We start from the raw sequence: 19,411 nt of genomic DNA, 5'->3' as shown, positions 1-19,411 counted from the left end.
TGAAAGAAGGGAATATGTGAATGGGACGCTGGGGCATCACGCTGCCGCTGACCGGAGTTCCGCTCGCTGAGCACCGCGAGCTGGTCAAGGAGTTGCCCGACGCCGGATACACCGACGTGTGGACGGCCGAGACCGCGGGCACCGACGCGTTCACCCCGCTCGCCCTTGCCGCCGAGTGGGCGCCGAGACTGCGGCTGGGCACCGCGATCGCCCCGGTCTACACGCGCGGTCCCGGTCTGCTGGCGATGACCGCGGCCACCATCGCCGAGCTCGCGCCGGATCGTTTCGTGCTGGGTATCGGCACGTCGTCGCCGGTGATCGTGACCAACTGGAACTCCCAGGAGTTCACCGAGCCCTTCGCCCGCACAAGGGACACGGTGCGGTTCCTGCGTTCGGCCCTGGCCGGCGAGAAGGTGTCGCAGAAGTATCCGACCTTCGAGATCTCGAAGTTCAAGCTGGAGCGCCCGCCGCAGCCACCGCCGAAGATCATGCTCGCGGCGCTGCGGCCGGGCATGCTCAAGCTGGCCCGCAAGCAGGCCGACGGCGCGATCACGAACTGGCTGGCGCCATCCGACGTGCCGAAGATCAGGGCCGAGGTCGGCCCGGACTTCGAGCTCGTGGCGCGGATCTTCGTCTGCCCGACCGAGGACGTGGCCGCCGCCCGGGGCCTCGGCCGGCTGCTGATCAGCAGCTATCTCACGGTTCCGGTGTACGCGGCGTTCCACGACTGGCTGGGCCGGGGCGAGATCCTCAAACCGATGCACGACGCGTGGGCGGCCGGTGACCGCGCAACGGCCAACCAGGTGATCCCGGACGAGGTCGTGGACGACTTGATCGTCCACGGCAGTCCGCAACAGTGCCGCGAGCGGGTCGCCGAGTACGTCGCGGCGGGTCTCGACACCCCGGTGATCAACGTGCTGCCCACCGGTGACGATCCACGCGAGGCGGTCAGGGCGCTGGCTCCGGAATGACCGAACCGTCGATGGAGGCCAGCGTCGCGCGGTTGTGCTTCCCGCGAGGGGTACCCGGCGCCGTGATCACCAACGGCGGTTCTGAATCCGACCTGCTCGGGTTGTTGCTCGCTAAGAAGGACGCGGCGGGCGCACCCGTTCAGGTCGTATGTGCACGTAGCGCACGGTCCAGCGTGGCCCGTGCGACCGAGCAGCTGGGGATGCCCCCGCCGCTCGTGCTCGACTCGGTCGGCCAGATCCCAGCCAAACTCGGCGAACTGGCCGCCGCGAGCGTGGTCGTGGTGTCCGCGGGCACGGCCGGCACCGGAACGATCGACCCGCTGCGGGAGATCGGCCGGCTGTGCCGGTTGCGTGGTTCGTGGTTACACGTCGATGCCGCAGGCGGGGGATCGGCATTGTTCAGCGAGCGGTTGCGGCCGTTACTGGACGGGATCGAAATGGCCGATTCGGTGACGGTGGAATTGCCCGAACTAGGGGTTTCGACGGGATTACTTGCTGTCCGGGACGTCGGTTCGCTGACCGGTGTGCGGATGATCGGGCATCCGGAGATGGCGGCGGTCTTCCGGGCATGCCGCACACAGATCGGGCCGTCGGCCGAGCGCCGCTGCGACGTCGCCACGGCCCTCGCCGCCGAGATCCGGGCCCGCCCAGGGCTGCGGCTGTGGGCCGAACCCGCCCTGGCCACAGTGGTCTTCCGGCCCGGGACCGCGACCGACGAAGCCGTGGCGGACCTTGCCTGCGACGGCCTGGAACTGACCACAGTGGACGATCAGACCTGGCTGCGGATCGCGGTCACCGGCCGTCGCCCCCTGGATGACTACGTGCGATTGCTCACCACGGATCAGGTCCGGGTACTGGGAACAACCCCGAATGACCGATGAATCCCCCCAGTTGATCACGTAATCTGACATGGCATTACGGAATGTTCGGTTCCATCTAACACTCTGTGAGGTCGCCAGATGGCTCAGGAACAAGCAAACACCCCGCCCGCCAGTGGCCTGCTGATCGGCGTGGAGCCGCTCACCACCGCGGTCGACCGCGGCAAGGCCAACGGTGCCGTGACCGACAACGACGGCAACGACTGAGTGGCCACACCGCTCACCCTGGCTGACCTCGTGGCACCGCTCGAGGTCAGCCAGTTTCTCGGCTCGGTGCAGGGCCAGGCCCACCACCGGTTCCCCGGAACCGCCGGCCGGTTCGCCTCTTTGATGCCGTGGTCGACGCTCAACACTGTGTTGCGTCAGCACCGCCTGGACTTCCCACGGCTGCGTCTCGCTCAGGACGGCGAGGTCGTGCCAACCCACACGTACACCGAGATGGTCACGCCCAAGCGCGGGGCACCCATCCCGAAGCTGCTTTCCGCGCCCCTGACCGAGCATCTGCGTAACGGCGCCACGCTCGTGCTCGACGCCGTCCAGGAGCTTGTCGACCCGGTCGCCGATCTGACCGCCCAGCTGGAGCATGACCTGCGGGAACGTATCCAGGTCAACCTGTACGCCGGCTGGGGCAAGACCCACGGCTTCGACGTGCACTGGGACGATCACGACGCCTTCATCCTGCAGATCTTCGGCCGCAAGCGGTGGCGTATCCACGGCCCGACGCGCCCGGCGCCGTTGCATCGCGATGTCGAGCCACCCGCGCAGCCACCGGCCGAGCCCATCGCCGACTTCATGCTGGAGGACGGCGACGCGCTGTACGTCCCACGCGGGCACTGGCACGACGTTTCCGCGGTCGGCGAGCAGTCGCTGCACCTGACGATCGGCTTCAACCCGGCCACCGGCATCGACCTGGTCGCCTGGCTGGCCGACCAGTTGCGAGTCGACGAGCGATTCCGCCGTGACCTGCCCAGGTTCGCCCCCGCGGAACAGCGTGAGGCGCATGCCGCCCAACTGCGGGCCGGGATCGAGGCACTGCTGACGCCGGACGTGGTCGACCGGTTCCTGAAGGACCGGGACGCCCACGGACCTGCGCTGACGCGGATCGGCCTGCCCTGGGCCGCGACGTCGGACCTGCTGCCCGCCGAGGACGACACCGAAGTCCGACTGCTGACCCCGCGTGCGGTTCTGGAATATGGCGAGGACAACAGGACCGTGACGCTGCTCGCATCCGGCAGCCGCTTCACCTTTGCCGGGGCAGCCGGGCCGGTGCTGTCCGCCCTGGTCACAGGCTCGACAGTGGCGATATCGGAGCTGGCCGGGATTGCCGCGCCGACGCTCGATCGGGCGACTGTAAGGGCTCTGCTCGGTGAGTTGATCACCCAGGGCCTGCTGGCTGTCGGCTAGCTGTGTAAGATTAGGTATGCCTAACGTAAGTCGCTGCGTGGATGGGTGCAGCGTCAGTTCTGGGTATCCGGTCTCATGACCGCCCAGATGTCTGACGCCTCAGCGCCCAGCGGACAGCTGCCGGGCTGCGCAGTGGTCGTGCGCATGCTCGGCGGTAGTCCAGCCGGGACCGCGGCGCACATGCGTTCCTGGATGTTGATCGAATATCCGGGTCCATGGGCGGGCGACGCACTGGAGCAGGCGCTTGCCGAGGCATTTCCCGACCCTGGGCAGCGTGAACACGTCGAACAGTTGCGTGCCGAGGGTCTGCGCACGTTGCTGATCCGTCAGCCGGGCCGGCACGCCCGCGAGCCCCATCTGCCCGGCCGCCGGGTGTTCGTCGGCGGCACCGGCCCGCAGGGCCGCTGGATGGAATGCTTTCGGATCGACGAACTCAGCGAACTCTCCGAGGTGGACCTCGACGCCATCGTCGCAGGCCGCGGCGGCCTGGGCGTGCCGCACCCCGGCCCGATGTTCCTGGTCTGCACCCATGGCACCAAAGACATGTGCTGTGCCCTGCTCGGCCGGCCGCTGGCCGCGTCCCTCGGCGCCAAGTACCCCGGCCGCGCCTGGGAAGTCAGCCACGTCGGCGGCGACCGCTGGGCCGGCAACCTCCTCGTGGTCCCAGACGGTTTCCTGCACGGCCAACTCGACGCCAACGAGGCCGACCAGGTGGTCAAAGCCGCGCTCAACGGCGAAGTCGAGCCCGAAAACCTGCGCGGCCGGACCGCCGCCGCAACCCCGTGGTCCCAATACGCCGAGATAGCCGTCCGCAAACACACAGGCCTGCGCGGCCTCGACGACGTGATCGCCCACACCGAACGTCCAATCGAGACAGACCTCGAGTCCGAGGCCCGCGTCGTAACCGTGTCCGCGGGCCCAGAAACCTTCGACGTGACCATCTCCCGCCGCGCCGAGATAGGCCAGGGCGCCACCCGCTGCAACGGCATGGTCAAGCCCTCCGGCTACATCACCGAGAACATCCAGCTGATAACCGGCTGACTGTCTGTCACCCCCGGCAGGCCTGCTGGAAGACTACTTGCGGTCAGAAACAAGCATGCGTGCTTGATTTTGGCGGGGGTTCGTGCCACGGTGTGGGGGTGAGCGCCGATCCTTTCCGGACGCCTGAGCGGGATGCGCTGAGGCGGACTGTGCGGCGGTTCGTGGCGGGGGAGGTCGCGCCGCATCTTGATGAGTGGGAGCGGGCTGGGGAGTTGCCGCGTGAGCTGCACCGCAAAGCTGGTGAGCTTGGGTTGTTGGGGGTTGCGTTCCCGTCGTCCGTTGGTGGGGGAGACGGTGACTATCTTGACGCGTTGACGGTGGCTGAGGAGATGTTGTACGCGGGGGCGTCCGGTGGTCTGATGGCGTCGTTGTTCACGTGTGGGATTGCGGTGCCGCATATAGCTGAGGCGGGGGACGCGGAGCAGGTTGAGCGGTGGGTCAAGCCGACGTTGGCGGGCGAGCTGATCGGGTCGCTCGCGGTGACGGAGCCGGACGGTGGCTCGGATGTGGCGTCGGTCAGGACGTCTGCCAAGCGCGACGGTGACCACTACATCGTCAACGGTGCCAAGACTTTCATCACTTCCGGTTGCCGGGCGGACTTTGTCACGACTGTTGTGCGGACGGGGGATCCTGGCGCGCACGGGATTTCCTTGTTGGTCATCGAACGTGGCACGCCCGGCTTCACTGTCTCGCGCAAGCTTGACAAGATGGGGTGGCTTTGTTCGGACACCGCTGAACTATCCTTTGTGGATTGTCGCGTTCCGGTGGGCAATCTTGTCGGTGCGGAGAACTCGGGGTTCATCCAGGTCGCGCAGCAGTTCATGACTGAGCGGCTTTCGTTGGCTGTGCAGGCTTATGCGTCCGCGCAGCGTGCGTTGGATGTGACGCTGGAATGGTGCCGGATGCGGGAGACCTTCGGGCGTCCGCTCATCTCCAGACAGCTGGTTCAGCACACCTTGACCGACATGGCTCGCAAGATTGATGTGGCCAGGACGTACACGCGCAGCGTCGCGGTCAAGTACCTGGCCGGCGAGGACGTGATCGCCGAGGCGTGTTTCGCCAAGAACACCGCCGTCGAGACCGGCGAATGGGTTGTGGACAAAGCGGTTCAGCTGCATGGCGGCCTTGGCTACATGCGGGAGGCCGAGGTCGAACGGCAGTATCGGGACATGCGGATCCTGGGGATCGGTGGCGGCACCTCGGAGATCCTGACCGGCTTGGCCGCGAAGCGATTGGGGTTTACGGCATGAACTTCGTTGAATCCGAGGAGCGGCTGGCGCTGCGCAAGGCAGTCTCCGACCTGGGCAAGCGTTACGGCCACGACTACTACGTCAAGGTCGCCCGCGAAGGTGGTCACACCACTGAGCTTTGGCAGGAGGCCGGCAAGCTCGGGTACCTGGGCGTCAACGTGCCGGAGGAGTACGGCGGCGGTGGCGGCGGGATCGGTGATCTGGCCGCGGTGTGCGAGGAACTCTCGGCCGCGGGTTGCCCGTTGCTGATGATGGTTGTGTCGCCGGCTATCTGCGCGACGATCATCGCGAGGTTCGGCACGGACGGCCAGAAGCAGCAGTGGCTGCCGAAGTTCGCCGACGGCACGGTGACCATGGCGTTCGGCATCACCGAGCCGGACGCGGGCTCCAACTCGCACAAGATCACCACCACTGCCCGGCGGGACGGCGGCGACTGGGTGCTCAGCGGCCAGAAGGTGTTCATCTCCGGGGTCGACGGCGCCGACGCGGTGCTGATCGTGGGCCGCACCGAGGACGCGAAGACCGGCAAGCTCAAGCCCGCCCTGTTCATCGTGCCGACCGACGCGCCCGGCTTCACGTACCAGAAGATCGACATGGACATGGTCTCGCCGGACCGCCAGTTCACGCTCTTCTTCGACGATGTGCGCCTGCCCGCTGAGGCACTTGTCGGCTCGGAGGACGCCGCGCTGGCGCAGCTGTTCGCGGGCCTGAACCCAGAACGGATCATGGCGGCGTCGTTCGCCACCGGCATCGGGCGGCTGGCGCTGGGCAAGGGCGTCGACTACGCCAAGACCCGCAGTGTCTGGGGCGCGCCAATTGGTGCGCATCAGGGCCTTTCGCATCCGTTGGCCGACGCGCACATCAACATCGAACTGGCGCGGCTGATGACGCAGAAAGCCGCCGCGCTCTACGACTCCGGCAACGACATGGCCGCAGGTGAGGCCGCCAACATGGCCAAGTACGCGGCCGGTGAAGCTGCCGCGAAGGCCGCTGACCAGGCGCTGCAGGTGCACGGCGGCAACGGGATGGCCAGCGAGTACGGCCTCGGCGCGTTGGTGCTCGCCGCGCGCGTCGGCCGGATCGCCCCGGTCAGCCGTGAGATGATCCTGAACTTCGTCGCCCAGCACTCACTGGGCCTGCCGAAGTCCTATTAGGAGTGTCCGTGCGCCAGCCGCAGCAGGACCGGAGCCGTGCGACCAGGCAACGGCTGCTGGAGTCCGCCATCGAGGCCCTCGCCGAACTCGGCTGGGCCGGCAGCACAGTGGCCGTGGTCGCCGAACGCGCCGGGGTGTCCCGAGGCGCGGCGCAGCACCATTTCCCGACGCGAGAGGACCTTTTCGCGGCGGCGGTGGACTATGTGACCAACGTCCGGACGGACTGGATCCGCGAGCACAGCGCGGATCTGCCGTCCGGGCGTGAACGGACGCGTGCGGTCGTGGACCTGGTGGTGCGGATGTACACCGGCCAGATCTTCCGTGCGGCGCTGCATCTGTGGGTCGCGGCCACGTCGGACGAGCAGCTGCGCGATCTTGTTGTGCCGCTGGAGGCACACGTCGGCCGCGAAGCGCACAAACTCGCCGTCGAGTTGCTGGGCGTGGACGAAACAGCGCCTGGCGTAAGGGAAACCGTGCAGGCGACGCTGGACATGGCGCGGGGCCTGGGTTTGGCGAACCTGCTCACCGACGACAGCAAGCGACGCGCCGGGATCATCGACCGCTGGGCCGAAATCCTGGACACCACTCTGCACGCCAGGGCATAGCGGGGTTCCAGGCAAGGCGCCTTGCCTGGAGCGCACCCGTTTTAGGCCTGTGTCAGGCTCATCCGGTTCTTCTCCACGTCGATGTCCAGGATCTTGACCCGGACCTCGGTGCCCTCGCTCAGCTTGGCGCCGACCAGCAGACCGTGCACGCCTTCGGCCATCTCGACGAAAACGCCGAACGGCATCTCGCTGACAACGCGTCCAGTCAGGACATCACCGGCGTCACGCGCGGCAATGAACGATGCGAAGGTTTCTGTCATGATTCACCTCCTCTCCTCCGCGAGCTCTTCAGAAGAACCCGGAGGAACGGCGGGCCGCGGGCCCGTGAGGTGTTCAAGACAGAACCGGGAAACCCGTCTGTGAATGGCTTATGGCCGACCCGGTAGTCACAGACAGGACAGTATCAGAGAACTCAGAGGCGCTCCAAGGTCACTGGCAGTCCTCTGGCGGCCTGTCTGTGCTTCGGCTGTACATCGGACGGGCTGTCGAGCAGGTCGGCGAGTTCGAAAGGTGCCAGGTGATCACCGAGTGCGGCGGCCAGTCCTCGCACGAGTGGTCTGAGCGAGCCGGGTTCTGGCTTGGCGTCGCCCGTCTCCCAACGGGAGATCTGGAATCGAGACAGGCCGCAGCGCTCGGCGAGGGCTTGCTGAATCAGTCCGGCTCGTTCGCGCCAGTGGCGGAGTCTGCTGCCACTGAATGGAAGACTGAGGCTGGTTCTGGCCAATCTTGGCTCCAGTGATACCGCGCGGTGTCGTTGGTGGTTCTACTGGTTGTTCGTGAGAGGGGCTGCCCATACGAGGTGTGGGGTGGTGTCGGGGTGGCTGGGGAGATACTTCAGGGCGTTTTCCGGTTCGGCCAGGAGGTATTGGTTCTTGCCGTCGACGGTGGTGACGTAGGCGCTCTCATCGAGTGCCATACCCCGACCAATGATTTGGGCATCGATCTGTTCGCCGTATTCCAGCACGATTGCGAACACGCGGGGCGCCTGGTCGGCGACCATCTCCGCCACCAGAGTCGTGAAGTCCGTATCGTCGGCTTGCGGCTGGGAACTGCTGCGGGTGGTGGAGATGTCAGTCGTGTGGACCATGGTGGAGCTCCAGGTGTGAGAGATTTGTTTCACGGTGTCGCAGGCGAGGGAAGGTTCCATCCGATCCGCAACCACTCAGCAGCGCGGACCCACTGGTCGTCGCCGTGGTCGCGGTCATCCGGGTAGGCCTCGGTGGAGATCTCGGCCCATTTCGTCGCACGGAACAGCGCGATGCGGCGGAGCTTGACCGTGCCAACAGCAGCCAGAATTTCCGCCGCACTGTCGCGCACTTCACGTACAGTCCTTTCACGTTTGAGCTCATGACGTGACCGAGTGCGGGAAGCGCAAATCTTGCTGTCCACTGTGCCGCTCCCTTCCCCGACTGGCCGAACGTTGTGATCATCGCCAATGGAAGGTGAGCACCTGGAGTGCATGCTGAGATCACTTTGGCTCTTTCAGGGTGCATTCGCTCGTCGTCCCTCATTTTTCTCGCGGCAGCGCTTACCGTGATGACAGCTGCAGAGAGGTGGGAACCAGATGGCTCGGTCGGTGCCACGAACGCGACTGGAACAGCTCGCGCAAGAGGCGAACCTGTCCGTGCTGGATTTCGTCAAGGGATACAAGGCAGCTGCGGGAGACTGCGGAGAGGGCACCGCTGACGTCTCACATGCCCAGGTGAAGCGGTGGCTGTCCGGGATGTCGGGCAGGCCTCGCGATCCGAGTCGTGCCAGGTCGTCGGAGTTGGTGCGGTCGCCCCGGACAGTCTCGGCTCCGTCGGCGTCCTGGCCGGACTGACCTCGCCGGAAAGTCGTTACATGCCAGCCTCGTGCCAGCGCATCGTCAACTATGGCCCGGCCAAGAAACCATGAGCCACCAAGTACAAGTAGACGCGTCACAAGAACCCATCTTGTCGGAACCACTGCGAACCAGCATGGTACGGGCCGACAACCGTCCGCGTACGCGGCAATGGCGTATTACAACCGTTTCAGGGCAACAGGAAGGCCGTCGGAGGGTGCGGGCAGCGACGTGGAATCCCAGCGGACGCGGTAGTCCTGCGGCACGGACCACTCGTATGTGGTCAGCATCCGGTGCAGCAACGTCTTCACTTCGAGCATTCCGAAGTGCATGCCGATGCACTTGTGGGCGCCGCCGCCGAACGGCATCCAGGCGTAGCGGTGCGACTTGTCCTCGCGGCGTTCCTCGCCGAAACGGTCGGGGTCGAAGTCGTCGGGATTTGTCCAGTAGTCCGGCAGCATGTGGTTGACCCAGGGACCGAGGCCGATCATGGTGTCCGCCGGGATGTAGTGGCCGAGGACCTCGGTGTCCTTGACGGTCTTGCGGGCCATCGTGGGGACCGGGGCCACCAGCCGCAGTGACTCCTTGATCACCAGTTCCAGGTCGCGCAGGCCTTCCAGGGCGTCGATGTCGAGCGGTCCCGGCCCGGCGGCGAAGCACTCCTTGCGCGCCCGGTCCTGCCAGTCCCGGTCCTTGCCCAGGAAATAGGCGGCCGCGGTGGTGGTGATGGTGGACGTGTCGTGTGCGGCCATCATCAGGAAGATCATGTGACTGACGACGTCGTCGTCGGTGAACGCCTCGCCGTCGTCGTCGCGTGCGTGGCACAGGCCTGCGAACAGGTCGTTGGAGTCGCTCGCACGTTTGGCGGGAACGTTGCGGCGGAAGAAGTCCTCAAGCACCTTGCGGCCCTGTAGCCCGGCGTTCCACCGGCTGCCGGGCACCGCGTAGCGGACCAGTGATGTGCCTGCCCGGACTGTGGCCACGAATGCCTTGTTCAGCGCGTCCTTCTCGGCGCCCAGTTCGGAGGCCATGAACACGCTGCCCGCGATGTCCAGGGTCAGCTGTTTCATCGCCGGGTAGACGTGGAACGTGCCCGGCTGCCACGCGTCCACGCCCCGGGCCGCCTCCTCGGCGACGTGTTCGAGGTAGCCCATGATCCGCGGCCGGGTGAACGCCTGCTGCATCAGGCGCCGGTGGAACATGTGCTCCTCGAAGTCGAGCAACATCAGGCCGCGCTTGAAGAACGGGCCGATGAAGTACGTCCAGCCCTGCTGGGAGAAGGCTTTGTCCTTGTTGGTCAGCACGACCTGGATCGCGTCCCCGCCCGCGATGCCGACGAGGTTGATGCCGAACGCCTTCATCCACGACACCGGCCCGTAGGTCTCGTACCGCTTGAGCCCGAAGTCCAGGCCCAGCCGCAGCGCCTCCAGCGAGTGCCCGAGCAGCGGGAGACCACTGTCGCCGGGGATCGGTTTGAGGCCCGAGCCTGCCGGGACCGCGCCGAAGTCCTTTCTGCGCCAGGTGTTCTCGAGCAGCCATTCGTCGAACTTGGTGGCTCCGGGCATGTGCGTCGCTGACATTGCGCCTGCCTCCCGCTATCCATCTAGATATGTGCTGCTTCGTCCAGTACGGCTACCGCCAGGCCGGTGAGTTCGGCCACCAGCCCCGGTCTGGCGGTGACCCGGGGCGTACGGGTCAGGTCGTTGACGATGGTCAACGCGGCGTGCACCGCGATCCGGGCTTCCGGCTCGGGCAATTGCGGTGCGACGGTTCTCAGCAGTGTCACCCATTCGGCGACGTAGCCGCGCTGCACGCGGACCAGTTCCTTGCGGTCGCGTTCCGGCACGTGCCCGACTTCGCTGGCGAACACCGACAGCAGGTCGTCCGACCGGGACACGATGTCCACATAGGATCGGACGAGCGCGGTGAGCGCGTCGTGTGGCGAGCTCGCGGTCTCGATCGCCTGCCGGGCGGCCATCTTGAGCCGGTCGGCCATCCGGTAGCCGGCCGCCATCAGCAGCTCGGCCTTGCCGGCGAAATGCCGGTAGACGCTCGGCCCGGCGATCCCGGCGGCCGCGCCGATGTCCTCCATGCTCACATCGCGATAGCCGTGTTCCCGGAACAACTTGGTCGCGATGGTCAGCAGCTCCTCGCGCCGGGACGGCTGGACCTGGGGCCGCTGCCAGTCCTGGACCGACGGCTGAAAGGAGGCCGCGGGCGTGCTGCGCAGGACCGTGCACGCCAGTTGGCCAAGCAATTGCTCGAACCGGCGCTTGGGCAGGCTCACGTGGTGGTCGGCGACGCTGCCGAAGACGCTCAACGCCGCCCAGGACAGCAGTTCGGCGTCCGGTGGCGGCAGGTCCGGCCGCGTGTCGCGCAGCGCGGTGATCCAGTCGCCCATCAGCTCTGCGCCGCGCTTGCGGATCTTGATCTGGTCGGCTTTGTCCAGGTGACGGCCCTGCCAGCGCCAGAGCGCGGTGACCTCGCGGCGCTCGACGGCCAGTGCGGACACCGCCTCGACCAGCGAGTGCAGTGGCTTTTCGCGGGCCAGTGCCTCGTCGGTGACCAGGCCGAACTTGTCGAGCCCGGAGAGCAGCACATGTGCCAGGACGTCCTGCTTACCGCGGAAGTGCCGGTACACCGCTGGCCCGGTCACGCCTGCGGCCGCAGCGATGTCGTTGACGCTGACACCGTGATAGCCGTGCCTGCGGAACAGCTCGGCAGCAGCGTCCGTCAGCTGCTCCTTGCGGTTGCGCGGCCGGGTGTTCACGGGTCTTGTGACCTCCGTCTCGTAATCGGTCCATAACAAAGCTAGATCAGCTTGTTCTGCTTGACAAGCTGCGGATTCGTTCCATTATGTGAATGAGCATTAGCACCAGCGCGGGTGAGAGGAACGACGGCGTGAGCACAGAAGCGTTCATCTACGAGGCCATCCGGACGCCTCGCGGCCGGGGCAAGAAAAACGGCTCACTGCACGGCATCAAGCCGATCTCCCTGGTCACCGGACTGGTCGACGAGCTGCGCACGCGGCACCCGAACCTGGACACCGACCGGGTCAGCGACCTGATCCTCGGTGTGGTCTCCCCGGTCGGCGACCAGGGCGCGGTGATCGCCCGGACCGCGGCCGTCGCGGCGGGCCTGCCGGACACGGTGGCCGGCCTGCAGGTCAACCGGTTCTGCGCGTCCGGCTTGGAGGCGGTCAACCAGGCCGCGCAGAAGGTCCGGGCCGGCTGGGACGAGCTGGTCATCGCCGGTGGCGTCGAGTCGATGTCCCGGGTGCCGATGGGCTCCGACGGCGGCGCGTGGGCGATGGACCCGGAGACCAACTACGAGACCTACTTCGTGCCGCAGGGCGTCGGCGCGGACCTGATCGCCACCATCGAGGGCTTCTCCCGTGAGGACGTGGACGCGTACGCCGTCCGCTCGCAGGAGCGTGCCGCGAAGGCGTGGGCCGGCGGTTACTTCGCCAAGTCCGTTGTCCCGGTGAGGGACCGCAACGGCGTTGTCGTGCTGGACCACGACGAGCACATGCGGCCGGACACCACTGTGGAGGGTCTGGCCAAGCTCGGCCCGTCCTTCGAGGGCATCGGTGAGATGGGCGGCTTCGACGCGGTGGCGCTGCAGAAGTACCACTGGGTCGAGAAGATCAACCACGTGCACCACGCGGGCAACTCGTCGGGCATCGTGGACGGCGCGGCGATCCTGCTGATCGGCAACGAGGAAGTGGGCCGGCAGCTCGGCCTGACTCCGCGTGCGCGGATCGTGGCCACCGCGGTCACCGGATCCGACCCGACGATCATGCTGACCGGCCCGACCCCCGCCACCCAGAAGCTGCTGAAGACCGCGGGCCTGGGTATCGAGGACATCGACCTGTTCGAGCTGAACGAGGCCTTCGCGTCCGTGGTGATGAAGTTCCAGAAGGACCTCGGTATCCCCGACGAGAAGCTGAACGTCAACGGTGGCGCCATCGCGATGGGCCACCCGCTGGGCGCCACCGGCGCCATGATCACCGGAACGATGGTCGACGAGCTCGAACGCCGCGAAGCCCGCCGGGCCGTGGTGACCCTGTGCATCGGTGGCGGCATGGGCCTGGCCACCCTGATCGAGCGCGTCTGAGGAGAACGGCGAACCATGACCGAGAACATGATCCGCTGGGAGCAGGACGCGGACGGCATCGTCACCCTGACGATGGACGACCCGGACCAGTCGGCCAACACGATGAACGAGACCTACTCGACGTCGATGCACGAGACCGTCGAGCGGCTGTACGCCGAGCAGGACAGCATCACCGGTGTGGTGCTCACCTCGGCGAAGAAGACCTTCTTCGCCGGCGGCGACCTGAAGCTGATGAGCAAGACCGGCAAGGCCGACGCGGCGGCGATCACCGATCGCGCCAACGGGATGAAGGCCGACCTGCGCAAGCTGGAACTGCTGCCGAAGCCGGTCGTCGCGGCCATCAACGGTGCCGCGCTGGGCGGCGGCCTGGAGATCGCGCTCGCCTGCAAGTACCGGATCGCCTTGGACGCCAAGGGAAGCCAGATCGGCCTGCCCGAGGTCACCCTCGGCCTGCTGCCCGGCGGCGCGGGCGTCGTGCGGACCGTGCGCCTGCTCGGTATCCAGAACGCGCTGCTGAACGTGCTGCTGCAGGGCCAGCGCCACAAGCCCGCCAAGGCCAAGGAAATCGGCCTGGTGCATGAGGTCGTGGCCACGCCGGAAGAGATGATCGCGAACGCCAAGGCGTGGATCAAAGCCAACCCGGACGCGGTGCAGCCGTGGGAGGTCAAGGGCTACAAGATCCCCGGTGGCACGCCGTCGAACCCGTCGTTCGCCGCGAACCTGCCCGCGTTCCCCTCGAACCTGCGCAAGCAGCTCAAGGGCGCGAACATGCCCGCGCCGCGCAACATCATGGCGGCCGCGGTCGAGGGCTCCCAGGTCGACTTCGACACCGCCTCGCTGATCGAGACGCGCTACTTCGTCGACCTGCTGACCAGCCAGGTCGCCAAGAACATGATCAAGGCGTTCTTCTTCGACCTGCAGCACATCAACTCCGGCGGCTCCCGTCCGGACGGCTACGAGAAGTACACCGCGCGGAAAGCGCTCGTGCTGGGCGCCGGGATGATGGGCGCGGGCATCGCGTACTCGTGTGCCCGTGCGGGTATCGAGGTCGTGCTCAAGGACGTCACGCTGGAGGCGGCCGAGAAGGGCAGGAACTACTCGGTCAAGCTGCTGGGGAAGGCCGTCTCCCGCGGCAAGATCTCCCAGGAGAAGGCCGACGAGGTGCTGGCCCGGATCCACCCGACCGAGAAGCCTGAGGACGCGGCCGGTTGCGACCTGGTCATCGAGGCCGTCTTCGAGGACCCGTCGCTCAAGCACAAGGTGTTCCAGGAGATCGAGGGCTTCGTCAACCCGGACGCGCTGCTCGGCTCGAACACCTCCACGCTGCCGATCACGGGCCTGGCCGAGGGCGTGCAGCGCCAGGAGGACTTCATCGGCCTGCACTTCTTCTCGCCGGTGGACAAGATGCCGCTGCTGGAGATCATCCGCGGCGCTCGCACCAGCGACGCCACGCTGGCCAAGGCGATCGACGTGGCGCAGCAGATCCGCAAGACGCCGATCGTCGTCAACGACAGCCGCGGTTTCTTCACCAGCCGCGTCATCGGCACGTTCCTCAACGAGGCCGTGGCCATGGTCGGCGAGGGCCTGCCGGTGCCGTCCATCGAGCAGGCCGGCAGCCAGGCCGGATACCCGGCGCCGCCGCTGCAGCTGATGGACGAGCTGACCCTGACCCTGCCGCGCAAGATCCGTGAGGAGACCAAGGCAGGCGTCGAGGCAGCGGGCGGCACCTGGGTCGCGCACCCGTCCGAGGCCGTCATCGACAAGCTCGTGGTCGACCACGATCGCAAGGGCCGCTCCGGCGGCGCCGGGTTCTACGAGTACGTCGACGGCAAGCGCACAGGCCTGTGGCCTGGCCTGAAGGACGCCTTCGGCTCCGGGGCGAAGACGATCCCGTTCGAGGACATGAAGGAGCGGATGCTCTTCGCCGAGGCCCTGGAAACAGTGAAATGTTTCGACGAGGGCGTGCTGACCTCGATCCCGGACGCCAACATCGGCTCGATCATGGGCATCGGCTTCCCGCCGTGGACCGGAGGCGTGATCCAGTACATCAACGGCTACGAAGGCGGCCTCGCCGGCTTTGTCGCACGTGCCCGTGAGCTGGCCGAACGCTACGGCTCCCACTTCGAGCCGCCGGCCTCACTGGTGGAAAAGGCCGAAAAGGGCGAGATCTACAAGTAGCCGAGGTTTTCACCGGGCGGGTGGCCGACATGGCCACCCGCCCGGTGCTGTGACCAGGGAAAACGCGGTGTCATCCACAGAGTGGCGCAAACCGCAAATTCAGGCCCGGCCGAGTGTGATTCATCTGAGATCTCCTGGGGTACCCGAGCCGCGGAAGCGGATGACGGGTGGGGAGACAAACACCATGACTTACACGAAGCGACTGCCCAAGCCAGTGGTCGAGCAGTGGGACTGGCAGTTGCATGGCGCGTGCCGTGGCCAGGAGTCGGCGGTCTTCTTCCACCCCGACAACGAGCGCGGCCCGGCCCGTCGTAGCCGCCAGGCCAGGGCGAAAGCGGTATGCCAGGCCTGCCCGGTGATCGCGCAGTGCCGTCAGCACGCCCTGAGCGCCCGTGAACCATTCGGTGTCTGGGGTGGCCTCGACGAGGACGAACGCCGAGCCATCTTCGCCAAGCGTTCCCGCCAGGAACACCGACGCGCAGCCTAACCCCGAGCAGTGGGGGCGGTCCGGAAACGCCGGGCCGCCTCCACTGTCCATTTGAGCATCGCGTCGAGCATGCCGGCGCGCAGTTCCAGGCCCAGCATCATGGGATCGGTGGGTTTCTCCACAGTGGACTGCTGAGCCAGGAACGCCCGAAGGCCGGTCAGTTCCGTGCGTAGCGCTGTCTCTTCGCGTTCCAGCACGAAAAGCGCGTCCTCGGGGTCCAGTGTGGAGACCAGTAGCGCGCGCAGCATTGTCTCGTCGCGTACGGTCCGGTCGGGTTCGGTTTCCACCAGCCAGCGGCGAAGTTCGGCACGCCCGGCCGGCGTGACCGCGTAGGCGCGACGGCCGCGCGGGCCTTCCTCGACTTCTTCGGCGAACCCGGCTTCGGTGAGTTTCGCCAGTTCGCCGTACATCTGGTTGCGGCGGGCGTACCATGCGCCCCTCATCACCTCGTCGAACTTCTTCGCGAGGTCGTACCCGCTCTGCGGACCCGGCAGCAACGTGGCGAGCACAGCGTGCCGAAGTGACATGTGGCCAACCTTATCCGACAGAGTCATCAAGCTTGACCGGTCGTACATGACCGGTCACACTTGACCTGTGACTGAACGGCGAAAGCGCGCGATCCTGCTGGCCACGCTGGCCGGTGTTCTGCTGGGAACTCTGGACGGCACGGTCACCAGCACCGCGATGCCGCGGATCGTCGCGCATCTGCACGGCGAACAGAGCCTGACCTGGGTTGTGACGGCGTACCTGCTGGCCTCGACCGTGACGATCCCGGTCTACGGCCGGCTGGCCGACCTGTACGGCCGGAGAAACCCGTTACTCACCGGGCTCGGGCTGTTCCTGGCCGGATCGGCGCTGTGCGCGACGGCCCAGGACATGGGTCAGCTGATCGGATTCCGTGTCCTGCAAGGGATCGGTGCGGGAGCGCTGATGACGGTCGGGATGACGCTGGTGCGTGACCTGTATCCGCCACACCGGTCCGGCGGCATGCTGCGGATGCAGACCCTGATGGCCGGGATGATGGTGATCAGTTTCCTCGGCGGCCCGCTGGCCGGTGGCGTGATCACCGACAGCTGGGGCTGGCGCTGGATCTTCCTGGTGAATGTGCCGGTCGGCGCGGTCGCTTACCTTGTGCTGGCTCGCTTGGTGCCCAAGGGAGTTCCCGGCGACGAATCCGGCCGGTTCGATGTGGCCGGGGTACTGCTGCTGACCTTGGGGATCTCGCTGGTCCTGGTCGGCCTCACTGTCGCGAATGGTCTGCCCATCACGGCCGTCGGGGTTGTCGGTCTGGTCGTATTCGTTCTGGTGGAACGAAAAGCCGACGTGCCCGTGGTTCCGTTGCGGCTCTTCGGCAGTCGTACTTACAGCGCCGCGTCGCTTGCGGGTTTTCTGTTCACCGTCGGCATGATGCCTGTGGGTCTGTTCATCGGCCTGTACTTCCAGCAGTCATTGGGATACAGCGCCACGGCGGCCGGTCTGCTGGTGCTGCCGCTGATGGCCGGCATGATCATCGGCAACCGGCTGACCGCCGCGCTGGCACTGCGGACCGGCCGGATCAAAGGCGTCCTGGCCGCCGGTGCCGTCCTGCTCGCCATGGGCGCCGCGCCGCTTGCCCTGCTGGACAACGGGATCCCGCTGTGGATCACGCTCACCTGTACGGCGCTGATCGGGATCGGCACGGCGCCCTCGATGGGCGGCATCATGATCGTGGCACAGACCGCGGTGGACCGGCGCGATGTCGGCTCAGCCACCGCAGGCCTGAGCCTGGTCAAACAACTGGGTGGCACGGCCGGGCTGGCGATCGGTCAGGGTCTGCTCTCCACGCAGGCGATCGGCTGGACCATCGCGGTCATCGGGGTCGCCTGCGGGCTGCTGGCCCTGGTGGCGGTGCTGGCGATGGAGGATCTCGACCTCATGGCGGCCAGGCACTGACGTGACCAGTCCGTCGCGTCAACGAGTATCACATTGCCGACGGACGTCGTAGAAGTGTTATCTGTATGGTGAGTCCATGGTGGATCAGGCACTTCTTGTTCGTGGCGGTTTCGTGTACACGGCCGACGCCGGGGGCATGATGGTGTTGCCCGGTTTTGTCAACGCGCACTGGCATGAGGTGCTGTGCTGGGCGGAACCGGACTCGGCTCAACCGTCACCCTGCGCACCTGTCTCAGTCATCCTGGCCGGGTCCAGGCCGCCGTCCTGATTCGCCGCGCCGCGGGGGACGGGTCAGTTGCCTTCTTCGAGCATTCCGTCCCGCAGTTTCTGCAGGGTCCGCGCGAGCAGCCGGGAGACGTGCATCTGCGAGATGCCGATCTTCTCGGCGATCTGGGTCTGGGTCAGGTTTCCGAAGAACCGCAGCAACAGGATCGTGCGTTCGCGTTCCGGCAGTTCACGAACCAGCGGCAGCAACGACTCGTGGTTCTCCACTCCTTCCATCGCCGAGTCCGGCTCGCCGAGCATCTCGCCAAGGGAGGTGTTGTCGGAGTCCTGGGTGAGCATGTCGTCCAGGGACACCGAGTGGTAGGCGTTGCCTGCTTCCAGGCCCTCGTAGATCTCGTCCTTGCTCATCCCGAGCCGGGTGGCTATCTCGCTGGGGGTCGGCGCGCGGCCGAGCTGCTGGGACAGTTCGTTGCCTGCCGCCGTTATCGCCAGGTGCAGCTCCTTGAGCCGTCGCGGCACGCGTACCGACCAGCTGGAATCCCGGAAGTAGCGGCGGATCTCGCCCATCACGGTGGGCACCGCGAACGACAGGAAGTCGGTTCCCCGCTGCGGATCGAACCGGTCCACGGCGTTGATCAGCCCGACCGTGGCGACCTGGACGAGGTCCTCGCCGGTCTCGCCGCGGTGGGCGAAGCGCCGGGCGATGTGCTCGGCCACCGGCAGGTGCCCGGTGACCAGCTCGTCGCGCAGCTCTGATCGGCGAGGATCGTCCTGGTCAAGCCCGGCCAGCTCGCTGAACAGCGGTGTCAGGTGCTCGTAGCCGTTCTTGGTCCTAGCTCGTGCCGTCACACCTCACCCCTGTCTCTGCCGCGCTTGGTCAACTCGATCAGCACTCGGTACCCGCCCGGGACCTGCTCGACCCGGGTGCTCGCGGTGTCTGCCAGCGTGGTCAGCACGCGCCAGCCGAACGAGGTGGTGTCCAGCAGTGCGTCCACAGTGGACAGCGCGGAGGCTTGCAGGCCGATCGTGTTCTTGCCGACCCGGAACCGGCACCGCAGTTCGGTGCCCGGCCAGGCCGCGCCCACCAGCATCGAGCAGGCCTCCTCCACGGCCAGCTTGAGATCGGCGACGAAGTCCAGGTCGTAGTCCTCGCGCATGGCTATCGTGGCCGCCAGCGACCGGATGATCGGCAGGTATCTGGCCTCCGCGGGCACTCTCAGCTCGATGTCACCCACGTCCACCGAACTGTCCACAAAGGACTTGTTGGTCGCCGTCATGATCACCGCCCCTCGTGTTGTGACTCAGCTCGATGGCTGGTTTCCCCGTCGCCGGGAGCGGCAAACTTCTC

Annotated in this window: 23 protein-coding genes; 13 read left to right on the top strand and 10 right to left on the bottom strand. The window is 66.6% G+C overall.

Translation table 11 applies throughout. From position 1 onward, the window contains the following. The first annotated feature begins 20 nt into the window (after nt 1–20). From JOF56_RS55045 to JOF56_RS55015, 8 genes are all read left to right on the top strand, one after another. Nucleotides 21–971, top strand: coding sequence for an LLM class F420-dependent oxidoreductase (locus tag JOF56_RS55045; RefSeq protein WP_209647486.1), 951 nt, complete (start codon nt 21–23; stop codon nt 969–971). Beyond that, nucleotides 968–1,852, top strand: a complete 885-nt coding sequence (locus tag JOF56_RS55040) for a pyridoxal-dependent decarboxylase (protein WP_209647485.1) — start codon at nt 968–970, stop codon at nt 1,850–1,852. The genes JOF56_RS55045 and JOF56_RS55040 overlap by 4 nt, the downstream gene beginning before the upstream one ends. Before the next feature lie 78 nt (nt 1,853–1,930). Next, nucleotides 1,931–2,056, top strand: a complete 126-nt coding sequence (locus JOF56_RS59925; protein WP_255356715.1) for a hypothetical protein — start codon at nt 1,931–1,933, stop codon at nt 2,054–2,056. After that, nucleotides 2,057–3,253 carry a cupin domain-containing protein gene (locus tag JOF56_RS55035; protein ID WP_209647484.1) on the top strand — a complete coding sequence of 399 codons (1,197 nt, stop codon included), beginning with the start codon at nt 2,057–2,059 and terminating at the stop codon, nt 3,251–3,253. A gap of 87 nt (nt 3,254–3,340) precedes the next feature. Further along, entirely contained in the window at nt 3,341–4,294 is a 954-nt protein-coding gene (locus JOF56_RS55030) for a ferredoxin family protein (RefSeq protein WP_245378803.1), read from the top strand. Nucleotides 4,295–4,392: 98 nt separating this feature from the next. Then, on the top strand, nt 4,393–5,544 hold the full coding sequence (locus JOF56_RS55025; RefSeq protein WP_209647482.1) for an acyl-CoA dehydrogenase family protein: 1,152 nt from the start codon (nt 4,393–4,395) through the stop codon (nt 5,542–5,544). Beyond that, the gene (locus JOF56_RS55020; RefSeq protein ID WP_209647481.1) at nt 5,541–6,698 is read left to right on the top strand and encodes an acyl-CoA dehydrogenase family protein; all 1,158 of its coding nucleotides are present in this window, start codon (nt 5,541–5,543) and stop codon (nt 6,696–6,698) included. Before JOF56_RS55025 ends, JOF56_RS55020 begins: the two co-directional genes overlap by 4 nt. A gap of 8 nt (nt 6,699–6,706) precedes the next feature. Beyond that, nucleotides 6,707–7,303, top strand: coding sequence for a TetR/AcrR family transcriptional regulator (locus JOF56_RS55015; RefSeq protein ID WP_209647480.1), 597 nt, complete (start codon nt 6,707–6,709; stop codon nt 7,301–7,303). A 41-nt stretch (nt 7,304–7,344) separates the two neighbouring features. On the opposite strand, the gene JOF56_RS55010 is transcribed toward JOF56_RS55015, so the two are convergent. The 7 genes from JOF56_RS55010 to JOF56_RS54980 all read right to left on the bottom strand — a co-directional run bounded on the left by JOF56_RS55010 (nt 7,345) and on the right by JOF56_RS54980 (nt 11,895). Next, entirely contained in the window at nt 7,345–7,563 is a 219-nt protein-coding gene (locus JOF56_RS55010) for a S1 RNA-binding domain-containing protein (protein ID WP_209647479.1), read from the bottom strand. 152 nt (nt 7,564–7,715) lie between these two features. Continuing rightward, the gene (locus tag JOF56_RS55005; RefSeq protein WP_209647478.1) at nt 7,716–8,027 is read right to left on the bottom strand and encodes a helix-turn-helix domain-containing protein; all 312 of its coding nucleotides are present in this window, start codon (nt 8,025–8,027) and stop codon (nt 7,716–7,718) included. 39 nt (nt 8,028–8,066) lie between these two features. After that, nucleotides 8,067–8,390, bottom strand: coding sequence for a hypothetical protein (locus tag JOF56_RS55000; protein WP_209647477.1), 324 nt, complete (start codon nt 8,388–8,390; stop codon nt 8,067–8,069). A gap of 29 nt (nt 8,391–8,419) precedes the next feature. Beyond that, the gene (locus JOF56_RS54995) at nt 8,420–8,620 is read right to left on the bottom strand and encodes a hypothetical protein (protein WP_209647476.1); all 201 of its coding nucleotides are present in this window, start codon (nt 8,618–8,620) and stop codon (nt 8,420–8,422) included. 165 nt (nt 8,621–8,785) lie between these two features. Next, the gene (locus JOF56_RS61080) at nt 8,786–9,226 is read right to left on the bottom strand and encodes an NAD-dependent epimerase/dehydratase family protein (protein WP_372448347.1); all 441 of its coding nucleotides are present in this window, start codon (nt 9,224–9,226) and stop codon (nt 8,786–8,788) included. 78 nt (nt 9,227–9,304) lie between these two features. Further along, nucleotides 9,305–10,705, bottom strand: coding sequence for a cytochrome P450 (locus JOF56_RS54985; protein WP_209647474.1), 1,401 nt, complete (start codon nt 10,703–10,705; stop codon nt 9,305–9,307). A gap of 23 nt (nt 10,706–10,728) precedes the next feature. Continuing rightward, a complete protein-coding gene (locus JOF56_RS54980; RefSeq protein WP_307855713.1) occupies nt 10,729–11,895 on the bottom strand; it encodes a TetR/AcrR family transcriptional regulator in 1,167 nt (388 codons plus the stop codon). A 131-nt stretch (nt 11,896–12,026) separates the two neighbouring features. Here JOF56_RS54980 and JOF56_RS54975 point away from each other — a divergent pair, with 131 nt between their 5' ends. The 3 genes from JOF56_RS54975 (at nt 12,027) to JOF56_RS54965 (ending at nt 15,906) form a co-directional block, all read left to right on the top strand. Next, nucleotides 12,027–13,241 carry an acetyl-CoA C-acetyltransferase gene (locus tag JOF56_RS54975; RefSeq protein WP_209647472.1) on the top strand — a complete coding sequence of 405 codons (1,215 nt, stop codon included), beginning with the start codon at nt 12,027–12,029 and terminating at the stop codon, nt 13,239–13,241. A gap of 15 nt (nt 13,242–13,256) precedes the next feature. Further along, nucleotides 13,257–15,419 carry a 3-hydroxyacyl-CoA dehydrogenase NAD-binding domain-containing protein gene (locus tag JOF56_RS54970; protein WP_209647471.1) on the top strand — a complete coding sequence of 721 codons (2,163 nt, stop codon included), beginning with the start codon at nt 13,257–13,259 and terminating at the stop codon, nt 15,417–15,419. Nucleotides 15,420–15,603: 184 nt separating this feature from the next. After that, a complete protein-coding gene (locus JOF56_RS54965) occupies nt 15,604–15,906 on the top strand; it encodes a WhiB family transcriptional regulator (protein ID WP_209647470.1) in 303 nt (100 codons plus the stop codon). On the opposite strand, the gene JOF56_RS54960 is transcribed toward JOF56_RS54965, so the two are convergent. Beyond that, nucleotides 15,903–16,433, bottom strand: a complete 531-nt coding sequence (locus JOF56_RS54960) for a PadR family transcriptional regulator (protein WP_209647469.1) — start codon at nt 16,431–16,433, stop codon at nt 15,903–15,905. The two genes, JOF56_RS54965 and JOF56_RS54960, sit on opposite strands and share 4 nt — an antisense overlap. Before the next feature lie 67 nt (nt 16,434–16,500). On the opposite strand from JOF56_RS54960, the gene JOF56_RS54955 reads away from it, so the two are divergent. Both JOF56_RS54955 and JOF56_RS54950 read left to right on the top strand, forming a co-directional pair. Continuing rightward, nucleotides 16,501–17,838 carry an MDR family MFS transporter gene (locus tag JOF56_RS54955; protein WP_209647468.1) on the top strand — a complete coding sequence of 446 codons (1,338 nt, stop codon included), beginning with the start codon at nt 16,501–16,503 and terminating at the stop codon, nt 17,836–17,838. A gap of 76 nt (nt 17,839–17,914) precedes the next feature. Continuing rightward, complete coding sequence (locus JOF56_RS54950; protein ID WP_209647467.1) at nt 17,915–18,106, top strand: hypothetical protein; 192 nt, start codon at nt 17,915–17,917, stop codon at nt 18,104–18,106. A 23-nt stretch (nt 18,107–18,129) separates the two neighbouring features. Here JOF56_RS54950 and JOF56_RS54945 read toward each other — a convergent pair whose 3' ends face one another. Then, on the bottom strand, nt 18,130–18,912 hold the full coding sequence (locus tag JOF56_RS54945; protein WP_209647466.1) for a SigB/SigF/SigG family RNA polymerase sigma factor: 783 nt from the start codon (nt 18,910–18,912) through the stop codon (nt 18,130–18,132). Next, a complete protein-coding gene (locus JOF56_RS54940) occupies nt 18,909–19,340 on the bottom strand; it encodes an ATP-binding protein (protein ID WP_209647465.1) in 432 nt (143 codons plus the stop codon). Before JOF56_RS54940 ends, JOF56_RS54945 begins: the two co-directional genes overlap by 4 nt. Nucleotides 19,341–19,411 lie beyond the last annotated feature (71 nt).

This window comes from Kibdelosporangium banguiense (assembly GCF_017876405.1).
GTDB lineage: Bacteria > Actinomycetota > Actinomycetes > Mycobacteriales > Pseudonocardiaceae > Kibdelosporangium > Kibdelosporangium banguiense.
This window is presented reverse-complemented; position numbering and strand designations above follow the sequence as displayed.

Coding starts and splice junctions, on each gene's coding strand:
- JOF56_RS54950 (WP_209647467.1), top strand. CDS start 17,915: ATGGTGGATCAGGCACTTCTTGTTCGTGGCGGTTTCGTGTACACGGCC.
- JOF56_RS54970 (WP_209647471.1), top strand. CDS start 13,257: ATGACCGAGAACATGATCCGCTGGGAGCAGGACGCGGACGGCATCGTC.
- JOF56_RS54960 (WP_209647469.1), bottom strand. CDS start 16,433: ATGTCACTTCGGCACGCTGTGCTCGCCACGTTGCTGCCGGGTCCGCAG.
- JOF56_RS54985 (WP_209647474.1), bottom strand. CDS start 10,705: ATGTCAGCGACGCACATGCCCGGAGCCACCAAGTTCGACGAATGGCTG.
- JOF56_RS54965 (WP_209647470.1), top strand. CDS start 15,604: ATGACTTACACGAAGCGACTGCCCAAGCCAGTGGTCGAGCAGTGGGAC.
- JOF56_RS55000 (WP_209647477.1), bottom strand. CDS start 8,390: ATGGTCCACACGACTGACATCTCCACCACCCGCAGCAGTTCCCAGCCG.
- JOF56_RS55030 (WP_245378803.1), top strand. CDS start 3,341: ATGTCTGACGCCTCAGCGCCCAGCGGACAGCTGCCGGGCTGCGCAGTG.
- JOF56_RS55020 (WP_209647481.1), top strand. CDS start 5,541: ATGAACTTCGTTGAATCCGAGGAGCGGCTGGCGCTGCGCAAGGCAGTC.
- JOF56_RS59925 (WP_255356715.1), top strand. CDS start 1,931: ATGGCTCAGGAACAAGCAAACACCCCGCCCGCCAGTGGCCTGCTGATC.
- JOF56_RS55010 (WP_209647479.1), bottom strand. CDS start 7,563: ATGACAGAAACCTTCGCATCGTTCATTGCCGCGCGTGACGCCGGTGAT.
- JOF56_RS55040 (WP_209647485.1), top strand. CDS start 968: ATGACCGAACCGTCGATGGAGGCCAGCGTCGCGCGGTTGTGCTTCCCG.
- JOF56_RS54940 (WP_209647465.1), bottom strand. CDS start 19,340: ATGACGGCGACCAACAAGTCCTTTGTGGACAGTTCGGTGGACGTGGGT.
- JOF56_RS55045 (WP_209647486.1), top strand. CDS start 21: ATGGGACGCTGGGGCATCACGCTGCCGCTGACCGGAGTTCCGCTCGCT.